Here is a 22,353-nt window from a genome sequence, read left to right as displayed (position 1 = left end):
GCAAACTCAAACCCGTAGCAGTTGCCGCAGGGGGCGTGCGATTACGAAGCAATCGTAAAGTCTGAGTTCCCGGTTTTCCTGATAAACCAAAGGCTCCGACTTTTCGACGGCTGCGCCGCCGGACGCAGCCTGCGGCAGCTGCTACGGTTATCTTGGGTCGAGTATCTCGTCTTCCACCTGCAACGATTGATATCGTGGCTTCACCACTTTCACCGCCCCCTGACGAATATGTTTAATCATGGTCAAGGCGTTTTTAACAGAATCATAACTACCGCCGTGCTGCCAGATGCCAAAGGCATTTCGTTTGAAGAAATTGGGCGTTTCATACCCATCCCGTTTGCCTAATTTCAGCACTTCGTCCTCGCCGTCCAGATCCAGATCGACTGCCCAAAGTACGCAAGGTCCCCCCGAACACGCCATTGGGTAATCCTGCGGATCGTCGAATTGATCGCTGCCTTCAACCTTTGGTCCAATCCATTGCGGCGTATATAGCTTCCAGTGATCAGAGTAGGCAGTACCGCCCTTCTCGAGGCGTTCCAACAGTTCCTTTCGCACATGCTGTGTCAGCACTTGGCCTTGCTCAACTTGCGCTATTAATGCTTCATACGCCTGCTTGCCCGGCAGCCCAAAATCGCGCAGCGCTTTGCTATCGAAGTTTTCGACCTCAGTCTTACCACTCAATAAGCGTTCCACCTGGTTATTAGCGCTTAATTGCAGCGGACTGAACCACGGCGTATTCATGACCAGCATCATCAGTACAATCATTAAGGCAATCAGCGAGTTACTGACCCGCATGCTCCATAACCACAGGCGTTGTGGTGCGAGTACTGCCCATGTGGCTGCAACACTGTAAGCCAGCATGACCACTGTCAGCAGGCTTGCTTTGAAGCGGTTGGGGGTCAATCCGTACTCGTCTATGCGCAGCCACAGTGAATACCCCGCCAATAGCGTGAGCACCGGCAAGCACAGCAGTGACACATTTACCATCAGCCGCAGCCATACAGGGTATGCATCCTCTTGTGAGGTGCGGTGAATGCCATCCTGAAATACACCGTTGACCAGAAACACATTAGCTATCACCAGACACAAAAGGGTCTTGGTGGAATAGCCCCGGCCTGCGACCGGCTCAAGCCCCACAAATGGCAACGCGAATGTAAAACATAGAGTGATCAGCGCAGCCAGTGGCAGCAGAAAGCGGCATAACTTAAGCAAGAATGTGCGAAGCGTGCCAATGACAAAGTGGTTCTCTCGGCCTATGGGTATACCGACAGCAATGGCTGCGCAGGAACTCACGATGATAAAAAAACCAGTAAAGAACAGGAGGTTGAAAATAGGGATTCCGATCATTGTGAATGCGGCGGCACACAGCGCCATCAAAAACCAGAATACGGCGCACATCAACACGCCCAACACCATGATAAACACGGTATCCCACGCATGCCGGAACAAGTCTTCATAACGAGGGAGTTTTCCGGAACGGCTTGGCCAACTTAATATAAAAGCCATGCCAATATAGTTAATGACTATCGCGTAAAAGATCCAGCCATAGGTCATCCATCCCGTTGAGTCACCCCCTGCACCCGTTAGCATTAGCCCCCAACCGGTTATGACACCGATAACCGCAGTTAAACCCATCACCCACCAATGAGTACCACGTTCGCGAAAGTTTTCTCCCAACAACAATATATTGAAAGCGCCCAACGCTACCGTAACGAGCAGGACGCCTCGCACGACATTTATCGAGGACAACAACATCCACCAAATAAAAACCCCTTGAATCAGCCCAACGACCAGAGCATCTTTAACGTTTCTCACAATGAACATATTAAAAACCTCAGGACAAATAGAAGCTGCCATCCTAAGGATTAAGGGCATAAACTTAATCAGTGGAAATATTACAAAATAATTAATTGCACTTTAAAACCAATAAAGAAATTGACTACGCCTTAATTATAAATCCCCTCTTAAAAGAGTAACTTTTCTTACACAACAAATACCTTCAAAACACGAAACTGGGTAAAACTTCTCAATGCATTAAGCAAGGTGCTGCCCAACTGCGCGTAAACGCAGGCGGGCACAGGCCTTTAAAAGATTGAGATCAAGGCTCAAGCGTGTGATTTACCTGCGGGTCGAGTATCACGCCCTCCACCTGCAACGATTGATAGCGCGGTTTGACGACCTTCACGTCACCCTGACGAATCTTTTCGATCAACGCCTGGGCGTTTTCAACACCCTCATACCTCCCGACTAGCTGCCATGAGCCCTGAGCGTCACGCTTGAAAAATTCAGGCGCGTCATACCGATCGCTCTGGGACACGCGTAACACTTCGTCCTGCCCGTCTTGATCCAGATCCACCGCCCACAACACGCAGCCTCCGCCTCTGCATGCATTACCGCCGATCTGCGGCGTGTCGAATTGTTCGCTGCCTTCAACTTTGGGGCCGATCCACTCGATGACACGTTCACTCGAGTGGCCAGTGCTGGTTTCAGCTTCCTTTAGCCGCTTCAATAACATCGGCCGCGCCTCGGGTGTCAGTACCTGCCCCTGCTCGACCTGAGCCAACAAAGCCTCATACGCCTGCCTTCCGGGCGCTCCCAAGCGATTTCGCAAGGTATCGGCATCAAAGCGTTCAACCGGGGTTTTCCCCTCAATGAGCCGCTGCACCTGATTCTGTGCGCTGAACTGTAACGGGCTGAGCCACGGCGTATGTATCACCAGCAACACCAGCACGGTCATCAGTGCAATCGCCGGGTTGCTGACACGCAAACGCCCTAGCCATTGACCCTTCGGGACGATCACCGCCCACACCGCCGCCAGGCTATGAGCGAACATCACACCCACCAGCAGCATCGCCAGCAAGCGGCTCGGAGTGAGTCCATATTGTTCGATGCGCAGCCACGTCGAATACCCGGCCAACCCGACGAGTACCGGCAAGCACAACAGGCACAGGTCGACCATGCGCAGCAGCCAGACCGGATAACCACTGTTCTGTGCGCCGTCTTGAAAGACCCCATTCAACAAAAACAGGTTGGCGGCCACCAGACATAACATGATCGTCGTCGAGTAACCCGTGGCCCAGATCGGCGCCAGCCCGGTAAAGGGCAAAGCGAAGGTGAACACGATGACGATCAACGCGCTCAATGGCAGCAATACGCGGCACAGCGTGAGCAAAATGCCACGCAGCAGGCCGATCACCCGATCATTGTCGCGGCCCATGTTCACACCCAGCGCAAACACCATCGCCGAGGCCACATAGATGAAGCCATCCGCCGAGAACAGTTTGTTCAGCGCCACGATGCCGAGCATCTTGAACAAACTGCCCCATAACAGCAGCAGCGCCCAAAACACCGCGTTCAGCAGCAAGCCCAGCAATACGATAAACACCGTGTCCCACGCATGGCGGAATAGGTCTTCGTAACGGGGCGCTCGCCCTTCACGGGTGGGCCAGCTCAATATGAAAGCGGTGCAAATGTAGGTAATCACCACTGCAAAACAGGTCCAGCTCCCCGGCAGCCAATTGCCGGGGCGCCCGGTATCGTCTCCTTCCCAAAACACCCAGCCACTGATCGCCGTCATCACCACGGTCAGCCCGAGCACCAGCCAGCCTGTGCCACGCCGCCGAATGTTGTCGCCCAACAGCAGCAGGTTAATGCCGCCAACCAGTACGGCCGTGACCAAGGCGAACTTCATCCCCGGCTCAGCGATAACACTGGCCAGCCATAGCAACAGGCCTTGCGCCAGCCCTATAGATAACGAGGTTTTGGCAGAACGGTTGAGTGTCAGCATGGTGAATCCTTATCGAAGAACAGCACCTGCGCACTCTACCCCCATTCCCTCCGGCTATCAGCCGTGTAGAATCGGTGCATTCATCGCCAATCATCCCCGGCGGGTTTATGAGCTCAAGCCCAGACGCGCGGCGATCCCGCAGCGTTTACGGCAACTCGCGGATACGTGGTCATTTTCTGTGTGATCCGCCTGTCATTAGAAGCTCACTTCCCTGTTTGTTACCTGATTAGCCGCCCGGAGTTGCTCCATGCCTGACTATCGTTCGAAAACCTCCACCCACGGCCGCAACATGGCCGGTGCCCGCGCTTTGTGGCGCGCCACGGGGATGAAAGATGCCGACTTCAAGAAGCCGATCATCGCCATTGCCAACTCCTTCACCCAGTTCGTACCCGGCCACGTCCACCTCAAGGACATGGGCCAGCTGGTTGCCCGCGAAATCGAACGCGCGGGTGGCGTTGCCAAGGAATTCAACACCATTGCCGTCGACGACGGCATCGCGATGGGCCATGACGGCATGTTGTACTCGCTGCCGAGCCGCGAAATTATCGCCGACTCCGTGGAGTACATGGTCAACGCCCACTGCGCCGACGCCATTGTGTGCATCTCCAACTGCGACAAAATCACCCCTGGCATGCTGATGGCCTCGTTGCGCCTCAACATTCCGGTGATTTTCGTCTCGGGCGGGCCGATGGAAGCGGGTAAAACCAAGCTGGCCAGCCACGGCCTCGATTTGGTCGACGCTATGGTTATCGCCGCGGACTCCAGCGCTTCTGACGAAAAGGTTGCCGAGTACGAGCGCAGCGCCTGCCCGACCTGCGGCTCATGCTCCGGCATGTTCACCGCCAACTCGATGAACTGCCTGACCGAAGCCCTTGGCCTGGCCTTGCCCGGCAATGGTTCGGCACTGGCGACCCACAGCGACCGCGAACAACTGTTCCTGCAAGCAGGTCGCACCATCGTTGATCTGTGCCGCCAGTACTACGTCGAGAACGACGAGTCGGTGTTGCCGCGTAACATCGCCAACTTCAAGGCGTTCGAAAACGCCATGACGCTGGACATCGCCATGGGCGGTTCGACCAACACCATCCTGCACTTGCTGGCCGCTGCCCAAGAGGCCGAAATCGACTTCGATCTCAAAGACATCGACCGCCTGTCACGTCATGTACCGCAGCTGTGCAAAGTGGCGCCGAACATTCAGAAGTACCACATGGAAGACGTGCACCGTGCAGGCGGCATCTTCTCTATTCTGGGTTCGCTGGCCCGTGGCGGCTTGCTGCACACCGAACTGCCGACCGTGCACAGCAAAACCATGGCCGAAGGTATTGCCAAGTGGGACATCACCCAGACTGACGACGAAGCGGTTCACACCTTCTTCAAGGCAGGCCCGGCCGGTATCCCGACGCAAACCGCGTTCAGTCAGTCGACCCGTTGGGAAACCCTGGACGACGACCGTGAAAACGGCTGCATCCGCAGTGTTGAGCACGCCTACTCGCAAGAAGGCGGCCTGGCTGTGCTGTACGGCAACATCGCGCTGGATGGCTGCGTGGTCAAAACTGCCGGTGTCGACGAGTCGATTCACGTGTTTGAAGGCAACGCCAAAATCTTCGAAAGCCAGGACAGCGCCGTACGCGGCATTCTGGCGGACGAAGTGCAGGCCGGTGACATCGTGATCATTCGTTACGAAGGTCCGAAAGGCGGCCCGGGCATGCAAGAAATGCTCTACCCGACCTCGTACCTGAAATCCAAAGGGCTGGGCAAAGCCTGTGCCTTGCTCACCGACGGCCGTTTCTCGGGGGGTACTTCGGGCCTGTCCATCGGCCACGCGTCGCCAGAAGCAGCGGCAGGTGGCGCGATTGGTCTGGTGCAGGACGGCGACAAAGTACTGATCGACATCCCGAACCGTTCGATCAACCTGTTGATCAGCGACGAAGAAATGGCGGCGCGTCGTGCCGAGCAAGACAAGAAAGGCTGGAAGCCCGTGGAAGTGCGTCCACGTAAAGTCACGACTGCCTTGAAGGCTTACGCCTTGCTGGCGACCAGCGCTGACAAGGGCGCGGTACGTGACAAAGCACTTCTGGACAAGTTGGTGCCATAACACCAAGGCAACAGCCAAAAAATCCCGGCCCTGCGCCGGGATTTTTATGAGCGCATCAATCGCTTATTCCCAAAACCAAGGTATCCATTCCAGATCGGTATATTTGTCGATATATCAACCTGTTAGGATTTCCGGTTCGCAATTGTTGCATCCAAAGACTGGTACAAGTCGCCCCTCGGAGCTTTCATGAATTTCCCGCTGATCCTCAATCTGCTGGTGTTCCTCGCGTTGCTGTTCGGCTTGTCGCTGACCCGCCACACCGCGTGGAGCCTGGCAAAAAAAGTGTTGCTGGCGCTGGTACTCGGCGTGCTGTTCGGCTTGAGCCTGCACCTGATTTACGGGGGCGATAACCCGACCCTGAAAACCTCCATCGGTTGGTTCGATCTGGTTGGCAGTGGCTACGTGCAACTGCTGCAAATGATCGTGATCCCGTTGGTGTTTGCTTCAATCCTCAGTGCGGTCGCCCGCCTGCACAACGCCTCTTCGCTAGGCAAGATCAGCTTTCTGACCATTGGCACACTGCTGTTCACAACCATGATTGCAGCGCTGGTGGGTATCGGTCTGACCAACCTGTTCGGCCTCACCGCCGAAGGCCTGGTGGCGGGTGCTGCGGAAATGAGCCGCCTGCACATCATCCAGAATGAGTACGCCGGTAAAGTGGCGGACCTGAATGTGCCGCAATTGCTGCTGTCGTTTATCCCGCAAAACCCATTTGCTGATCTGGCCCGTGCCAAGCCGACCTCGATCATCAGCGTGGTGATATTCGCTGCTTTCCTGGGCGTTGCCGCGTTGCAGCTATTCAAGGATGAGCCGGAAAAAGGCAGCAAAGTGCTGAACGCCATCGACACCCTGCAAGCCTGGGTGATGCGTCTTGTGCGTCTAGTCATGAAACTGACCCCGTACGGCGTGCTGGCCTTGATGACCAAAGTGGTGGCCATGTCCAACCTGCAAGACATCATCAAACTCGGCAGTTTTGTGGTGGTGTCCTACATTGGTCTGGCCGTGATGTTTGTGATTCACGGCGTGATTGTGTCGTTTGCCGGTGTTAACCCGCTGCGTTTCTTCCGCAAAGTATGGCCGGTGCTGACGTTTGCTTTCACCAGCCGTTCCAGTGCCGCGAGCATTCCGCTGAGTATCGAAGCCCAAACCCGTCGCTTGGGGATCCCGTCCTCAATTGCCAGCTTTGCCGCCTCGTTTGGCGCCACCATTGGCCAAAACGGCTGTGCCGGTCTGTACCCGGCGATGTTGGCGGTGATGGTTGCCCCAACCGTGGGCATCAACCCGCTGGATCCGGTGTGGATCGCCACATTGGTGGCCATTGTGACCTTGAGCTCGGCCGGTGTGGCGGGCGTGGGTGGCGGTGCAACCTTTGCAGCGTTGATCGTACTGCCGGCGATGGGCTTGCCGGTGTCGTTGGTGGCGCTGCTGATTTCGGTCGAGCCGTTGATCGACATGGGCCGCACAGCATTGAACGTCAGCGGTGCGATGGTGGCCGGTACCGTGACCAGCCAGATCATGCACGAGACTGACAAAGCTGTATTGGCTGAAGACGATCACGGCGATTTGGCCCACGCCTAAACGTTTGCCCTCTCCCGGAGGGCATAGGTATCTACACAACTCTGAAGCGGCGCAGTTTTTGTAGCCGCTGCCGAGGAACGAAGGCTGCGTTCGGTCTGGTGTGTATATCCATTGTTAATGGTAACGGCCACTCAAGGTTCCGGCCTTACGCCGTGCCACTTTGAAAAGCGCAAAGTGGCCAAACGCTTTCGCCCCTACCACTCGGTGCCTCGCTGTGGCTCGGCATGCCCTCACACAGGCCTTGCTCCGTGGGCCCGCCGCGATCGGCCATCCCTGGCCGTGTCGCGGCTAACCCGGCGTCCTGCCGGGTTACCCACTGCGCAAAACCTGTGTGAGGCCAGCGTGGTTTAAGGGGGCCCTTGGATCAAAAGCCAGATCAAAAACACCCGATCGCGATCAAGATTCGTAGCAGTTGACGAGCTCCGCGAGGCTACGTCCGGCTGCAAAGCAGTCGTCAAACCTGCCTGTCGTATCTATCCGGCAAACTCAAATGGCGTGGCATTTAGCAACTCCCACACGAGTTAATCGTCAGCCATTAAAAGTTGTGTAGATACCTATGCCCAGAGGGAGAAGGGACTGGCCGCACGCGGTCATAAAATCACTCCAAATAGCCCCCTCTCCCTCCGGGAGAGGGTTGGGGTGAGAGCCGGCCGCTGAGGGTTGGCCTCTAAAGCGCCAGCAACCGACGCAATTCAGCCAGCGCAGGCGCCGTATCAGGGCGCACACCGCGCCACAGGTAGAACGCTTCTGCGGCCTGCTCAGCCAACATCCCCAAACCATCCATGACCTTGCCCGCCCCCTGCTCGCTCGCCCAGACACAAAACGGCGTTGGTGCGCTGCCATACATCATGTCGTAACACAGGGTTTTACCCGGCTCGATCAAGCTGCTGGCAATGGGTGGCACTTCACCGGCCAGACTGGCGGAGGTGGCATTGATGATCAGATCAACCGGCTCATGCAGCCAGTCAAAGCCACTGGCAGCCACCGACCCCAGATCACTGAACAGTTCGGCCAGCAATTCGGCTCTCTCTACGGTGCGGTTGGCAATGGTGACTGCCGCAGGGCCTTGGGCCAGAATGGGCTCCAACGCCCCGCGCACAGCCCCGCCCGCCCCCAGAATTAGAATACGTTTGCCCTGAAGGCTGAAACCGGCGTTCACGGTCAAATCACGCACCAGGCCAGCGCCGTCAGTGTTATCGCCCAGCAAGCGCCCGTCTGCTCGCTTGCTCAAGGTATTCACCGCACCCGCCCGCAGCGCGCGGGCGGTCAGATCATCGGCCAAGCGATAGGCGTCTTCCTTGAAAGGCACGGTGACATTAGCGCCGCGCCCTGTTTCGAAGAATGCCTTGGCGCAACCTGCAAAATCGTCAAGGGGCGCCAGCAGGGTGTCGTACTGCATGGCTTGCGCGGTTTGTTCGGCAAACAAGCGGTGGAGCACAGGGGACTTGCTGTGGGCAATCGGGTTGCCGAATACGACGTAACGGTCCATCACGCTCGTTCCTCAGCCAACCAGTCACGATCTTGCAGGAAGTAATCGGTCAGACGCGCTTCTTCGCTACCCGGCAGCGCTTTCCAGTCATAACCCCAGCGCACTTGCGGCGGCAAGGACATCAGGATCGACTCGGTGCGCCCCCCCGATTGCAGACCGAACAGCGTGCCCCGGTCATACACCAGGTTGAATTCGACGTAGCGGCCACGGCGATATTCCTGAAACTCACGCTGCTGCGCGGTGAATTCAGTAGCTTTGCGGCGCTGAACAATCGGTAAGTATGCGTCGATGTAGGCGTCACCAATCGCGCGAATAAACGCGAAGCAAGTGTCGAAATCCCATTCGTTCAAGTCGTCAAAGAACAAGCCGCCAATACCGCGGGGTTCGTTACGGTGTTTGATGTGGAAGTAGCTGTCGCACCAAGCCTTGTAGCGGGGATACACGTCAGCGCCGAATGGCGCGCATGCTTGCTCGGCCACGCGGTGCCAATGCACACAGTCTTCTTCGACCGCGTAGTAAGGCGTGAGGTCAAAACCGCCGCCAAACCACCAGACCGGTTCTTCGCCCTCTTTTTCCGCGATAAAAAAACGTACGTTGGCGTGGGAGGTAGGCACATGCGGGTTATGCGGGTGAATCACCAGCGACACGCCCAAGGCCTCAAAGCCACGACCCGCCAGCTCGGGGCGGTGGGCGCTGGCTGAAGGCGGCAAACCACTGCCGAACACGTGGGAAAAATTCACGCCGCCTTTTTCAATGACGTTGCCGTCTGCGATCACGCGGGTACGGCCACCGCCGCCTGCCGGGCGTGCCCAGGCATCTTCAATGAAATGGGCGCCGCCGTCTTCAGTCTGCATCGCGTTGCAAATACGGTCCTGAAGGTCGAGCAGGTAGGCTTTAACGGCCTCGGTGCGAGTAGTCATGACATCACCTTAAATCGGGCAAAGCGACGCGGCCCGCCGCTCAGAGCGGGGCTAGCATAACACCGCACAAAGCTTCGCCGCAGTTGACGAAGATCACGCCAGAGCGTTGGATAGGGGCTTCGTCAAATCAACGAGGACAGTGCAGATGGCTAAGCGTATCCAGTTTCGGGCCCACGGCGGACCCGAAGTACTTGAGTATGTCGACTTCACACCCGCTGAACCGGGTCCGCAGCAAGTCCGCGTGAGCAACAAGGCCATCGGTCTGAATTTTATCGACACCTATTACCGGGGCGGCTTGTACCCACTGCCCGAGCTGCCGTCAGGGCTTGGCAATGAGGCCGCAGGCATCGTCGATGCAGTGGGCAGCGAGGTACACAACGTCAAAGTCGGCGACCGTGTGGCGTACGGCACCGGGCCGCTGGGCGCGTACAGCGAGTTGCACGTATTGCCGGCCGCCAATGTGGTGAAACTACCCGACGATATTTCGTTCGAGCAAGCGGCGGCGGTCATGCTTAAGGGACTGACTGTTCAGTACTTGCTGCGTCAGACCTATGAACTCAAAGGTGGCGAAACCATCTTGTTCCATGCTGCGGCGGGCGGCGTAGGTTCAATTGCCTGTCAATGGGCCAAAGCGCTGGGCGTGAAGTTGATTGGCACCGTCAGCTCGCCTGAAAAAGCGGCGTTGGCGAAAAAACTGGGGGCATGGGAAACCATCGACTACAGCCATGAAGACGTGGCTCAGCGGGTGCTGGAGTTGACCGACGGCAAAAAGTGCCCGGTGGTGTATGACGGCGTTGGCAAGGACACCTGGCTGACATCGCTGGACTGCGCTGCACCGCGTGGGTTGATCGTGAGTTTTGGTAACGCCTCTGGCGCGGTCACGGGGGTGAATCTGGGGATTTTGTCGCAGAAGGGTTCGCTGTACGTCACCCGGCCGACACTGGCGAGCTACGCCAATAACGCCGAGAACCTGCAAGCGATGGCTGACGAACTGTTTGAGATGATCCGCAGCGGCAAGGTTACGGTCGATATCAATCAGCGCTATGCGCTCAAGGATGCGGCCAAGGCTCAGACAGAGCTGTCGGCACGACGCACCACAGGTTCAACCATCTTGTTGCCTTGATTCAGCTCTTCGTAGCAGCTGCCGAAGGCTGCGTCCGGCGGCGCAGCCGTCGTGAAATCAGAAGTTGCGGTCTTTCTGAACAACCGTGGCTTCAGGATTTACGACGGCTTCGCCGCCGGACGCAGCCTGCGGCAGCTGCTACGGGAATTACGATCACCTTTACGCCGGGCGCACAACCTTGCCCGTCGCCAGATCGCGAATCAGACTCGGGTTTTTACGCCCGCCAAGATTGCCACCCAGTACGTGGTCGATTTGCCCACGGAAATATTGCTCAACCTTGAGCCGCGTCCGTGCCGCCGGCAAACCGGCCGGGTTCGCGGAGGTCGATACAATCGGCCCCACCAGCGAACACAGCTCACGCACCAGCGGGTGGTCGCTCACACGCAAAGCCACCGTGTCATGCACGCCAGTGATCCATTCCGGCAATAATCCTTGATGCGGCACCAACCAGGTATTGGGCCCGGGCCAGGTGCTGGCCATGCGGTCGAGCCACTCTTGCGGAAAATCTTCGAACAGAAAGTCGAACTGGCGAATATTGTCGGCTATCACAATCAGGCCTTTATCCACAGGTCGTGATTTGATCGCCAGCAAACGCTCCACCGCGTCCTCATCCCACGGGTCGCAACCCAGTCCCCACACAGCCTCGGTCGGGTAGGCAATCACCGCGCCCGCACGAATCGCTCTTGCTGCTTGCTGGACGCGCCAGGTGCTGATCATCAAATGTCTCCAAAAAAGGTGCTGCGCGCAGTGTACTTAGCTGGCGCGAGCAAACCAACGCCCGCCCTCCAGCACCACGCGCCCCTCCAGCTCAAGTTCGGTCAAAGCGGCCAATAACCGGGGCAACTCCCAGCCGCTGGCACTGACCAGACCTTCACTGGTGTAAGGCGCCGCCTGCAACAACTGCACGAGGGGATGATAGCTGGGTGTGAACAGATCCGCCGTGGGTAGCGGCAAAGAGCGCCAGCCGCGCAGGCCTTCGAGAATATGCTCGACGGTTTCAACCAGCGTTGCACCATCACGAATCAACTGGTGGCACCCGCGCGCTCCAGGATGGTGGATGGAACCGGGAATGGCGTAGACCTCACGCCCTTGTTCGGCGGCCAGCCGGGCCGTGATCAACGAGCCACTGGCCACGCTGGCTTCGACCACCAACACGCCGAGTGACAGGCCGCTAATGATTCGATTACGCCGAGGGAAGTTGCCGGGCAGCGGCCCCGCCTCTAACGGAAACTCGGAAACCACTGCGCTGGCGCTGTTGATCATCGCGTCAGCCAAGGCACGATGGCGCTGTGGATAAAGTTTTTCGAGCCCGGTGCCCAACACCCCTACGGTCAACCCGCCAGCATCAAGGGCTGCCCGGTGGGCCACACCGTCAACGCCCAATGCCAAACCACTGGTGATGACAAATCCGGCACTGGCCAGGCTGCGCGAAAATGCAGCGGCAGTATCCAGCCCTGGCCGGGAGGCGCGTCGGCTGCCGACGATTGCCAGCTGGGGTTTCTCCAGTATTGAAGGATTGCCGGCCACAAATAACAGCGGCGGCGCATCGCACAACTCGCTTAATAACGCGGGGTAGTTGGCCTGATCATGTAACAAGAGATGCTGGCTTGAACGCTCAAGCCAGCGTAATGCCGCGCTGGCACCGTCGCGAACCTGCGGGCTGCGCCGGGCCTGTGCACAGGCGGCGGGCAGGCCTAATGCCGACCAGGCGCTGGCGGGTGCCCCCAGCGCCGAGCTGGCGCAACCGAAGGCACTGAATAGCCTGTAATAACGCCTTGGCCCCAAGTCGGGTAACAGGTGGATGCGCAAGCGCGCTTCAAGCTCGGAAGGGGAAATATCAGGCAACGGCATGTGATCATCCTTGATCGTTAAGAGCGCCATCAAGCAAGGAGCAAGCTGTGGATAAGTCTGTGAACAAGTTGTTTGCCAAGCAGTCAAAAACCCAGCTGAGCATCCGGTTTGCCCTTGAAATGGCGCATGGAAACCCAACTTTAGTTGAGGGTTCATGGCAGACGCCGCACGTTGGTTTCAAACTGCGACAGACCGCATCAGACCCATGCCCTGTGCAGTCCGGCAGCTAGTCGTTTCATCCGCCGGGGAATCCCTTTATTATGTGCGTTCGCGTGAAACGCCAGAGCCCGAGCGGGCTGTCTTCTGAAGGGGACGTTTTGCACAGGTTGCCCGAAGTCCTCAGGACCACCTGACAACCGTTTTTGAATCTTTCACACAGTGCACCAATCAAACTTATGGCTATTTTAAACATCCTCGAATTCCCAGACTCGCGACTGCGCACTATCGCCAAGCCCGTGGCGGTTGTGGACGACGAAGTCCGTCAGTTGATCGATGACATGTTTGAAACCATGTACGAGGCACCGGGCATTGGCCTGGCCGCCACGCAAGTCAACGTGCATAAACGTATCGTGGTCATGGACCTGAGCGAAGACCGCAGCGAACCGATGGTGTTTATCAACCCGGAGTTCGAGGCCCTGACCGACGAGATGGATCAGTATCAGGAAGGCTGCCTGTCTGTTCCGGGTTTCTATGAAAACGTCGATCGCCCGCAGCGCGTAAAAATCAAGGCGCTGGACCGTGACGGCAAGCCATTTGAAATGATTGCCGAAGGCCTGCTGGCGGTGTGCATTCAACACGAATGCGACCACCTCAACGGCAAGCTGTTTGTTGATTACCTGTCTAACCTCAAGCGTGACCGGATCAAGAAGAAGCTGGAAAAACTGCACCGCCAGAACGCTTGATCCCAATATCCAACCATTGACGCGGCGCTTGTAGCCGCTGTCGAGGCACGAGGCTGCGATCGGGCGCGAAGCGGCCGTAATCCCGCTCTACGGATATGCCTGATGTACTCAATCGCCGAGTTTTGCGACGGCTATGCCGCCATCCGCAGCCTTCGTACCTCGTCAGCAGCTACAGGTATATCGAAGGCTTACGCCAGCGCTCTCCCCCCATTCCAAGTGAGTAATTCATGACTGAGCCACTGCGCATCGTCTTTGCTGGCACCCCAGAATTCGCCGCTGAACACCTTAAGGCGCTGCTCGACAGCCCTTATGAGATTGTCGCGGTCTACACCCAACCGGATCGTCCGGCAGGGCGCGGGCAAAAGCTGATGCCAAGCCCGGTCAAGCAATTGGCCCTTGAGCACCACATCCCGGTCATGCAACCACCGACCCTGCGTGCCCCCGAAGCCCAAGCCGAACTCGCGGCATTAAAGCCCGATTTGCTGGTGGTGGTGGCGTATGGCCTGATCCTGCCCCAGGTTGTACTCGACATTCCGCGACTGGGCTGCATCAACAGCCATGCCTCATTGCTGCCACGCTGGCGCGGTGCGGCACCGATCCAACGCGCCATCGAAGCCGGCGACAGCGAGAGCGGTGTGACTGTCATGCGCATGGAGGCGGGCCTGGACACCGGCCCCATGCTGCTCAAGTCCGTGACCCCGATCAGCGCCGACGACACTGGCGGCAGTTTGCACGACCGTTTGGCCAAGCTCGGGCCACCGGCGGTGATCGAAGCGATTGCCGGTCTGGCTGCCGGTACGTTGCAAGGTGAGGTACAAGACGACAGTCTGGCCACCTATGCGCACAAACTGAACAAAGACGAAGCCCGTATCGACTGGAACCGTCCGGCCATTGAACTGGAGCGAGTGATTCGCGCCTTCAACCCATGGCCCATCTGCCACAGCACACTCAACGGGGAAGCTTTGAAAGTGTTGGCCGCCACGCTGGCAGATGCTCAAGGTGAACCGGGGCAGATTCTCGCCGCCAGCAAGGACGGCCTGATCGTGGGCTGTGGAGCAGGCGCATTGTGCCTGACCCGCCTGCAATTGCCCGGTGGCAAGGCGCTGAACTTCAGCGATTTTTTCAACAGCCGCCGTGAGAAATTCGCCGTCGGCACGGTGTTGGGTGCCGCACAATGAATCCGCGTCTGGCCGCAGCCAAAGCCCTGACCGCCGTCCTGAATGGCAAGGCATCACTCAACAGTTCGCTGCCGTTACAACTGGATAAAGTCGAGGTGCGTGATCGCGGCCTGACTCAGGATCTGGCCTTTGGCACAGCCCGCTGGCAGCCGCGCTTGTCGGCGCTGGCCAACAAGCAGCTGCAAAAGCCGTTCAAAGCGGCCGACGCAGACGTTGAAGCATTGTTGCTGGTGGGCTTGTATCAACTGCTCTACACGCGCATTCCGGCTCATGCCGCCATCGGTGAAACCGTCGGTTGCGCTGACAAATTGAAAAAACCGTGGGCCAAAGGCTTGCTCAATGCCGTCTTGCGCAACGCACAGCGCGAGAGCGAAGCCTTGCTCGCCGAACTGGAACACGATCCCGTGGTGCGCACTGCGCACCCACGCTGGCTGCAAAAATCGCTGAAAGCGTTCTGGCCACAACAGTGGGAAGCCATTTGCGCGGCCAATAACGCGCATCCACCGATGATTTTGCGGGTCAACCGCCGTCATCACAGCCGTAATGCCTATCTGCAATTGCTGATCGAGGCCGGTATCGAAGCCCAGCCTTGCGCCTTCAGCCAGGACGGTATTGTGCTTGCCGAAGCCTGCGATGTGCGCAACTTGCCGGGCTTTGCCGAGGGCTGGATCAGCGTCCAGGACGAAGCCGCGCAATTGGCCGCCGACTTGCTGGACCTGGCCCCCGGCCAGCGCGTGCTTGACGCCTGCTGTGCACCCGGTGGCAAGACCTGCCACATCCTCGAAGTCGAGCCCCAGCTGGCTGGCGTGGTCGCGGTGGATCTGGAAGCCAAGCGTCTGGTGCGGGTTCGCGAAAACCTTGAGCGGCTGGGCCTGAGTGCCGAGTTGATTGCCGCCGATGGCCGCGACACCGCCACCTGGTGGGACGGCAAACCGTTCCAGCGCATTTTGCTGGACGCGCCGTGCTCGGCAACCGGCGTGATCCGTCGCCACCCGGACATCAAGCTGACGCGCCAACCGGACGACATTCCCGCCCTCGCCGCCTTGCAAGGCGAGTTGCTCGACGCCATGTGGCCTACGCTGGAAGTGGGTGGCATTTTGCTCTATGCCACCTGCTCGACGCTGCCGACCGAAAACACCGAAGTGATCGAAGCCTTTTTGGCCCGCACACCGGGTGCGCGGGAGCTGGATATTGCCGGCGAGTTCGGCATCAAGCAGCCGCACGGTCGTCAATTGCTGGCCCAGGAAGGCGGGCACGACGGATTTTATTACGCCAAGTTGATCAAGATCGCTGCCGTACGCGGCTAACGAGGGACTGACGGCATGAAAATCATCATTCTTGGCGCAGGCCAGGTCGGCGGCACGCTGGCTGAGCATTTGGCCAGCGAGGCTAACGACATCACCGTGGTCGATACCGATGGCGACCGCCTGCGCGACCTCGGTGACCGTCTCGATATTCGTACCGTGCAAGGTCGCGCTTCGCTGCCCAATGTGCTGCGCCAAGCAGGTGCCGACGACGCCGACATGCTGGTGGCCGTGACCAACAGTGACGAGACCAATATGGTCGCGTGCCAAGTGGCGTACTCGCTGTTCCACACCCCGACCAAAATCGCGCGGGTGCGTGAATCGGCCTACCTGACTCGCGGTGAAGAGCTGTTCGACAACGACGCCATTCCGGTGGACGTGTTGATCAGCCCTGAGCAAGTGGTGACCAACTACATCAAACGTCTGATTGAACACCCCGGCGCCTTGCAGGTAATCGACTTTGCCGACGGCAAAGCCCAATTGGTGGCGGTCAAGGCGTACTACGGCGGGCCGCTGATTGGTCAGCAACTGCGCCAGCTACGCGAACATATGCCCAATGTCGACACCCGGGTTGCTGCCATTTTCCGCCGTGATCGCCCGATTACACCCCGTGGCGATACCGTGATCGAGGCGGACGACGAGGTGTTTTTCATCGCTGCCAGAGCCAACATCCGCGCAGTGATGAGTGAAATGCGCCGTCTGGACGAAAGCTATAAGCGCATCGTCATCGCGGGCGGCGGGCAGATTGGCGAGCGGCTGGCCGAAGCCATTGAAAGCCGCTATCAGGTCAAGATCATCGAGATGAGCCCTGCGCGTTGTCGCTACTTGTCTGACACGCTCGACAGCACCGTGGTGCTGCAAGGCAGCGCATCGGACCGCGATTTAATGCTCGAAGAAAACATCGCCGATGCCGACCTGTTTCTGGCCCTGACCAATGATGACGAAGCCAACATCATGTCCTCGTTGCTGGCCAAGCGTCTGGGCGCGAAAAAGGTCATGACCATCATCAACAACCCCGCCTACGTGGACTTGATTCAGGGCGGCGAGATCGACATCGCCATCAGCCCGCAGCTGGCCACCATCGGCACGCTGCTGGCTCACGTACGCCGTGGGGATATTGTCAGCGTTCACTCATTGCGTCGGGGGGCCGCCGAGGCCATTGAGGCCATTGCCCACGGCGACTCGAAGTCGAGCAAGGTGATTGGCCGTCGGATTGGGGAGATCCACTTGCCTCCAGGCACGACCATCGGCGCGATCATTCGCGACGAAGAAGTGTTGATTGCCCACGACGCTACCGTGGTCAATGCCGGCGACCATGTAATCCTGTTCCTTGTGGATAAAAAGCATATTCGCGACGTCGAGAAGCTGTTCCACGTGGGATTGAGTTTCTTCTAAGGAGTCTGGCGTGCTGGAATCACTGGAAAAGATGTTGGCCAAGGGTGTGGATAACGCGTTGCTGCGCTTTGGCCTGGGCAAGGGCTATCTCGACCTTGGGGATAACTTAAAGGCGGTTGAACACCTGCAGGCCTGTGTAGCGTTTGACCCCAAGTATTCCGCAGCCTGGAAGCTATTGGGTAAAGCCCAGCTAGCGGCAGGCGACAGGGGCGCTGCGCGTACGGCGTGGGAGCAGGGAATAGCGGCAGCGCAGGCCCACGGCGATAAGCAGGCCGAAAAAGAAATGACCGTATTCCTGAAGAAGCTGGCCAAGCCGCAAGCTTGAACAGGATGAGAATGTGGGCACGAAGGGTGCCCACCCCCAATCCTTCGATGTCACGCCTTGGGCTTTTTGCGCGGCTTCAGGTACTTGGTCAAGCCTTGAAACCAGATGACCAGCGCCGGGTTGCCTTTGATCTGAATCGACTTGTCTTGAATGCCGGTCATGAACGCCAATTGCTTGTTCTTGGCTTGCATCGTGGCAAACCCATACTCAGCGTCTTTGAAGGCAATGGCAAAAGCAGGCTCCGGGTACAGACCCGAATGGCTGGTGATGCGAAGGTTTTTGACTTTGAAGTGACGGGCCACTTTGCCATCGAGGGTTTGCAGCTGGAAAACCAGGTCTTTATCAACCAGTTGCTGCTGAAATGCAGGGTTTTTACGGCTGGCTCTGCCCATCAGGAAGCCCAGCATCCAGAGCAGAAAACGAAATTTCATGTGCGCGCCTCGGGAAGTAAATAACTAGCCGGCGCAGTGTAGCGATTTGAACAAGGAACACCACTTATCTGCTGAGTTAGACGCAGAATAAGCAGGTTTTGCCACTTATAGCCGCACAATCGGCTCAATCATTGTCAAAAATGGGCGCTGTCATCATCGCGCGCCCATTTCTTCAGCCACCTTCAAGCGCGGCAATTGTCCGACTTATGGGTTAACGCTGTCTTTAAGAAACTTGCCCGGTTTGAAAGCCACGGTGTTGCTGGCCTTGATTTTTACCGGCTCGCCGGTTTGCGGGTTTTTGCCGGTGCGAGCACCGCGATGACGCTGAATGAACGTACCGAAGCCGACCAGCGTGACGCTGTCTTTGCGGTGCAGGGCATTGGTGATTTCTTCAAGAACTGCATTGAGTACGCGGCTGGCTTGCTCTTTGGTGAGGTCAGCCTTTTCAGCGATAGCGGCGGCGAGATCTGGTTTACGCATGATGAAGCCTCTTTGACGGTTTTTTGTTGTTATGTCCGTGCTGCTCTCTAACGGAGCTGCGCTCAGGGCGCCGCAGGCTCTACTCTGCGGCAGACCGGTGTGAGAATGGCACGCGGCCAAATCCTGCGCCAGCCTCTGGCGAGGCTTTGTTGAGTCAAGGCAATGTCATAAGCGACTTTATAAGCGGCGTTTACGCCAAAAGCGCAGGTAGCTCTTTATTCAGTGCCAGTTTTTCGCGAACCGCCTCGCCCGTCAGCGCATAACCGAGCAACTTGCCTTCCCCATCGCGGCACAAGGCCTTGATGTCAGCGCCTTGGCCTTCCACGGTCCACACGCCTTCGTAACCACGGGGCACCGGCGACACCACCAGAGGGCAAACCGGCGTTTTCACCGTAATGGGCATTGCCCCATAGCTCACTGCTGTCGGGTTGCCTGCCAGTGTTTGCGCCAGTGCCCGTGCACAATTCATGAGGGGCATAACGTAGAGCAGGCTCAAGCCTTCCACTTCGGCGCAATCGCCCAGCGCGTAAATATTGGCATGGGATGTTTTGAGATGACGGTCCACCTCAATGCCGCGATTGACCTGTAGCCCGGCGGCCGCCGCCATATCAATCCGCGGACGCAAACCGATCGCCGAGACCACTACATCACAGGCGATCACGCTGGCGTCTGATAAATGGGCTTGCAGACCATCGTCGGTGCGTTGCAGGCGGGTCAATACCGGGCCCAGATGCAAACGCGCGCCGAGACTTTCCAGACCGGCTTGCACGGCAGCCGCGGCGGCAGGGTGCAACAGGGTGGGCATGACTTGCTCACACGGGGCCACCAGCTCGACTTCAAAGCCACCGGCAATCAGGTCATTGGCAAATTCACAGCCAATCAGTCCGGCCCCCAGAATCAACACCCGGCGCTTGCCCGCTGCCGCGGTGCGAAAACGCGCATAGTCTTCCAAATCGTTGATCGGGAAGATGGCGTCCTGCGCATCGCCTTCTACCGGCACCTGCACGGTCTGCGCACCCCACGCCAAAATCAGATCGCGGTAAGGCACCGCTTCTTCGCCAATCCACAATTGTTTATGGCCCGCATCAATACCGCTGATACGGGTGTGGGTGCGCACCTGGGCGTTGAGTTGGGCGGCCATCGCATCCGGCGTCGCCATGCTCAGGCCGTCGGCCTCTTTGTTCTTGCCAAAGCCGGTGGACAGCATGGGCTTGGAATAGGAGCGCCCATCATCTGCCGTGATCAACAGCAACGGGGTCTCGCTGTCCAGCTTGCGAAACTCTCGGGCCAGGTTATAGCCAGCCAGCCCAGTGCCCACGATCACGACAGGTGCGTTCATTCCATACTCCAGGGTTGAAACAGGTTGATAAGGGATCAATCAGTTGATTTCGATCATCTCGAAATCCATTTTGCCGACACCGCAGTCCGGGCACAGCCAGTCTTCAGGGACGTCCTGCCACAACGTACCGGGCGCAATGCCGTCATCCGGCCAGCCATCGGCTTCGTTGTAAATCAGTCCACATACGATGCATTGCCACTTTTTCATAAAGGTATTTCCCAGGGTTCAGGCCGCACGAGGCCACAGACTTATCGAGAGCTGCTGCGTTGCTCGTCATTTTCAGGGCGTTTTGTACTGATGACCACCCTGATATGCAAGCACGATTGCTGCCAATAACCGCTCAAGCGCTCATTCAATAAGCAGCGTGCTAAGCTCGCGGGCCTCAATGGCTGCCAATTATGACCTACCGTGTCGCACATGACGTCTCCACTGATCTCCCCTGTCTGGCTTGAACAAAGCCACCTACACACCCCGCCTGATGAACAAACACTCGACTGGTTGTTCGATCAGGGTTCATTGACTCGCCGGCTCACCGCGCTTTCAGACGGCGCCTTTAGCGTGTTGCCGCTGCTTGAAGGCTGGCAGACGCTGCGCAAGGACGAGTGCACAGCGCTCGACCTGCCTGAGGACAGCCGCGGCTGGGTGCGCGAAGTCTATTTGCGTGGGCACCAGCAACCGTGGGTGTTTGCCCGCAGCGTCGCGGCACACACCGCCCTGGAACCCGGCGGGCTGAACCTGGAAGCGCTGGGAACCCGTTCACTGGGCGAGCTGCTTTTTTGTGACCACGCCTTTGAGCGTGGCCCTTTACAGGTATGCCACTACCCCCGCGACTGGTTGCCGGAGGCTGATCGGGCCGACCACCTGTGGGCACGCCGGTCACGCTTTGTACGCGGCACATTAAGCGTACTGGTGGCCGAAGTTTTTTTACCCCCCTTGTGGGCCACCCTCAGTGCCCGGTCGGAGAACAGCTGATGTACGTACGCCTGCTCAAATCGCTCAACCGCCTGAACCCTCGGGCCTGGGACTTTATTCAACTGACCCGCATGGACAAACCCATCGGCATCTACCTGCTGCTGTGGCCAACGCTGTGGGCGCTGTGGGTGGCCGCCAAGGGCGTGCCGTCGCTGAGCAATCTGTTGATCTTTGTCTTGGGTGTGATCCTGACCCGAGCCGGTGGCTGTGTGATCAACGACTTTGCTGATCGCAAGGTGGACGGTCACGTCAAACGCACCGAACAACGCCCCTTGGTCAGCGGAAAAATCAGCAGCAAAGAAGCCCTGGTGTTTTTTGCCCTGCTCATGGGCGTCAGCTTCCTGCTGGTGCTGTGTACCAACACCCCGACAATCCTGCTCTCATTTGGCGGGTTGGCCTTGGCCGCCACCTACCCGTTCATGAAACGCTACACCTACTACCCGCAAGTGGTACTGGGCGCGGCCTTTTCGTGGGGCATGCCGATGGCTTTTACGGCCGAAACCGGGAGCGTGCCCGCTGCTGCGTGGCTGCTTTACATCGCCAACTTGCTGTGGACGGTGGGGTATGACACTTACTACGCCATGACCGACCGCGAAGATGACCTGAAAGTCGGGGTTAAATCCACGGCTATCCTGTTTGGCGATGCAGACCGCGTAATCATCCTTACCCTGCAATGTTTAGCCTTGGGTTGCCTGCTGTTGGCGGGTTCGCACTTCGAGTTGGGCGGCTGGTTTCACTTGGGCTTATTGGCTGCGGCGGCATGCTTTGTGTGGGAGTTCTGGTACACCCGCAACCGCGACCCCCAACGATGCTTCAAAGCCTTCTTGCACAACCATTGGGCGGGGCTGGCGATCTTTATCGGCATCGTGCTCAATTACGCGCTGAAGTAACCCTGCGCAGTGTGGGCCAGCAGCTCTGTGGTCCTCGCCACACGATGCTGCTGCACTCACGGTGTTCACTACTTCATGACAGGATATGAAGGTAATTACACTGCCTTGATGTCAGTAGAACTCACTATTAAATTATTTGTAGGTTAATTCATACAACATTAATTCCGAATTCCTACTCAATAAAACATTGTAGCCGGCAGTTAGTGTGAACTATAACTGGGCGGTTGCAGGAGCTGAGTGCAACACGGTTATTGAATTGACGCAGGAGCATCATATTGCATAGCCAAGGCTTTC

At 57.8% G+C, this 22,353-nt stretch carries 20 protein-coding genes; 10 read left to right on the top strand and 10 right to left on the bottom strand.

Annotated features, from left to right (window positions below; genetic code table 11):
* Positions 1-147: 147 nt before the first annotated feature.
* A complete protein-coding gene (locus GHN86_RS17835) occupies positions 148-1,824 on the bottom strand; it encodes a DUF4153 domain-containing protein (RefSeq protein WP_153380252.1) in 1,677 nt (558 codons plus the stop codon).
* Positions 1,825-2,098: 274 nt separating this feature from the next.
* A complete protein-coding gene (locus GHN86_RS17830) occupies positions 2,099-3,787 on the bottom strand; it encodes a DUF4153 domain-containing protein (RefSeq protein ID WP_153380251.1) in 1,689 nt (562 codons plus the stop codon).
* Between the two features lie 247 nt (positions 3,788-4,034).
* On the opposite strand from GHN86_RS17830, the gene ilvD reads away from it, so the two are divergent.
* Complete coding sequence (ilvD, locus tag GHN86_RS17825) at positions 4,035-5,882, top strand: dihydroxy-acid dehydratase (RefSeq protein ID WP_122785523.1); 1,848 nt, start codon at positions 4,035-4,037, stop codon at positions 5,880-5,882.
* Between the two features lie 186 nt (positions 5,883-6,068).
* On the top strand, positions 6,069-7,460 hold the full coding sequence (locus GHN86_RS17820; RefSeq protein WP_153380249.1) for an L-cystine transporter: 1,392 nt from the start codon (positions 6,069-6,071) through the stop codon (positions 7,458-7,460).
* A gap of 667 nt (positions 7,461-8,127) precedes the next feature.
* Here the strand turns inward: GHN86_RS17820 and aroE are convergent.
* Together aroE and hemF are read right to left on the bottom strand one after the other, a co-directional pair.
* A complete protein-coding gene (gene aroE / locus GHN86_RS17815) occupies positions 8,128-8,949 on the bottom strand; it encodes a shikimate dehydrogenase (protein ID WP_153380247.1) in 822 nt (273 codons plus the stop codon).
* The gene (gene hemF, locus GHN86_RS17810; protein WP_153380245.1) at positions 8,949-9,869 is read right to left on the bottom strand and encodes an oxygen-dependent coproporphyrinogen oxidase; all 921 of its coding nucleotides are present in this window, start codon (positions 9,867-9,869) and stop codon (positions 8,949-8,951) included. The genes aroE and hemF overlap by 1 nt, the downstream gene beginning before the upstream one ends.
* 145 nt (positions 9,870-10,014) lie before the next feature.
* Here hemF and GHN86_RS17805 point away from each other — a divergent pair, with 145 nt between their 5' ends.
* Entirely contained in the window at positions 10,015-10,992 is a 978-nt protein-coding gene (locus tag GHN86_RS17805; protein ID WP_153380243.1) for an NADPH:quinone reductase, read from the top strand.
* A gap of 159 nt (positions 10,993-11,151) precedes the next feature.
* Here the strand turns inward: GHN86_RS17805 and GHN86_RS17800 are convergent, their stop codons facing one another.
* Positions 11,152-11,709, bottom strand: a complete 558-nt coding sequence (locus tag GHN86_RS17800) for an L-threonylcarbamoyladenylate synthase (protein WP_153380241.1) — start codon at positions 11,707-11,709, stop codon at positions 11,152-11,154.
* Positions 11,710-11,745: 36 nt separating this feature from the next.
* The gene (gene dprA / locus GHN86_RS17795) at positions 11,746-12,843 is read right to left on the bottom strand and encodes a DNA-processing protein DprA (RefSeq protein WP_153387066.1); all 1,098 of its coding nucleotides are present in this window, start codon (positions 12,841-12,843) and stop codon (positions 11,746-11,748) included.
* Positions 12,844-13,238: 395 nt separating this feature from the next.
* Between dprA and def the strand changes: the two genes are divergently transcribed.
* The 5 genes from def to GHN86_RS17770 all read left to right on the top strand — a co-directional run bounded on the left by def (position 13,239) and on the right by GHN86_RS17770 (position 17,947).
* Complete coding sequence (gene def, locus GHN86_RS17790; protein ID WP_153377398.1) at positions 13,239-13,745, top strand: peptide deformylase; 507 nt, start codon at positions 13,239-13,241, stop codon at positions 13,743-13,745.
* Positions 13,746-13,972: 227 nt separating this feature from the next.
* The gene (gene fmt / locus GHN86_RS17785) at positions 13,973-14,923 is read left to right on the top strand and encodes a methionyl-tRNA formyltransferase (RefSeq protein ID WP_153377399.1); all 951 of its coding nucleotides are present in this window, start codon (positions 13,973-13,975) and stop codon (positions 14,921-14,923) included.
* The gene (gene rsmB / locus GHN86_RS17780; protein ID WP_153387064.1) at positions 14,920-16,230 is read left to right on the top strand and encodes a 16S rRNA (cytosine(967)-C(5))-methyltransferase RsmB; all 1,311 of its coding nucleotides are present in this window, start codon (positions 14,920-14,922) and stop codon (positions 16,228-16,230) included. Before fmt ends, rsmB begins: the two co-directional genes overlap by 4 nt.
* Positions 16,231-16,245: 15 nt before the next feature.
* Entirely contained in the window at positions 16,246-17,622 is a 1,377-nt protein-coding gene (gene trkA, locus GHN86_RS17775; protein ID WP_153377401.1) for a Trk system potassium transporter TrkA, read from the top strand.
* Positions 17,623-17,653: 31 nt separating this feature from the next.
* Positions 17,654-17,947, top strand: coding sequence for a bacterial transcriptional activator domain-containing protein (locus tag GHN86_RS17770; protein WP_153377664.1), 294 nt, complete (start codon positions 17,654-17,656; stop codon positions 17,945-17,947).
* Between the two features lie 50 nt (positions 17,948-17,997).
* Here GHN86_RS17770 and GHN86_RS17765 read toward each other — a convergent pair whose 3' ends face one another.
* The 4 genes from GHN86_RS17765 to GHN86_RS17750 form a co-directional block, all read right to left on the bottom strand.
* Complete coding sequence (locus GHN86_RS17765; protein ID WP_153377402.1) at positions 17,998-18,378, bottom strand: helicase; 381 nt, start codon at positions 18,376-18,378, stop codon at positions 17,998-18,000.
* A gap of 204 nt (positions 18,379-18,582) precedes the next feature.
* The gene (locus GHN86_RS17760; protein WP_153377403.1) at positions 18,583-18,858 is read right to left on the bottom strand and encodes an HU family DNA-binding protein; all 276 of its coding nucleotides are present in this window, start codon (positions 18,856-18,858) and stop codon (positions 18,583-18,585) included.
* 190 nt (positions 18,859-19,048) lie between these two features.
* Complete coding sequence (locus tag GHN86_RS17755; RefSeq protein ID WP_153377404.1) at positions 19,049-20,197, bottom strand: NAD(P)/FAD-dependent oxidoreductase; 1,149 nt, start codon at positions 20,195-20,197, stop codon at positions 19,049-19,051.
* A 39-nt stretch (positions 20,198-20,236) separates the two neighbouring features.
* Positions 20,237-20,404, bottom strand: coding sequence for a rubredoxin (locus GHN86_RS17750; RefSeq protein ID WP_003437744.1), 168 nt, complete (start codon positions 20,402-20,404; stop codon positions 20,237-20,239).
* Positions 20,405-20,614: 210 nt separating this feature from the next.
* Between GHN86_RS17750 and GHN86_RS17745 the strand changes: the two genes are divergently transcribed.
* Together GHN86_RS17745 and ubiA are read left to right on the top strand one after the other, a co-directional pair.
* Positions 20,615-21,169 (top strand): chorismate--pyruvate lyase family protein, encoded by a 555-nt coding sequence (locus GHN86_RS17745; protein WP_153377405.1) that lies wholly within the window; start codon positions 20,615-20,617, stop codon positions 21,167-21,169.
* Entirely contained in the window at positions 21,169-22,059 is an 891-nt protein-coding gene (gene ubiA, locus GHN86_RS17740; RefSeq protein WP_153377406.1) for a 4-hydroxybenzoate octaprenyltransferase, read from the top strand. The genes GHN86_RS17745 and ubiA overlap by 1 nt, the downstream gene beginning before the upstream one ends.
* Positions 22,060-22,353: the final 294 nt, after the last annotated feature.

The sequence above is a fragment of the Pseudomonas helleri genome (assembly GCF_009600315.1).
GTDB classification, from domain to species: Bacteria; Pseudomonadota; Gammaproteobacteria; order Pseudomonadales; family Pseudomonadaceae; genus Aquipseudomonas; species Aquipseudomonas helleri_A.
Note: the sequence above shows the minus strand (reverse complement) of the source record. Positions and strands in the feature narration are given on the sequence as shown.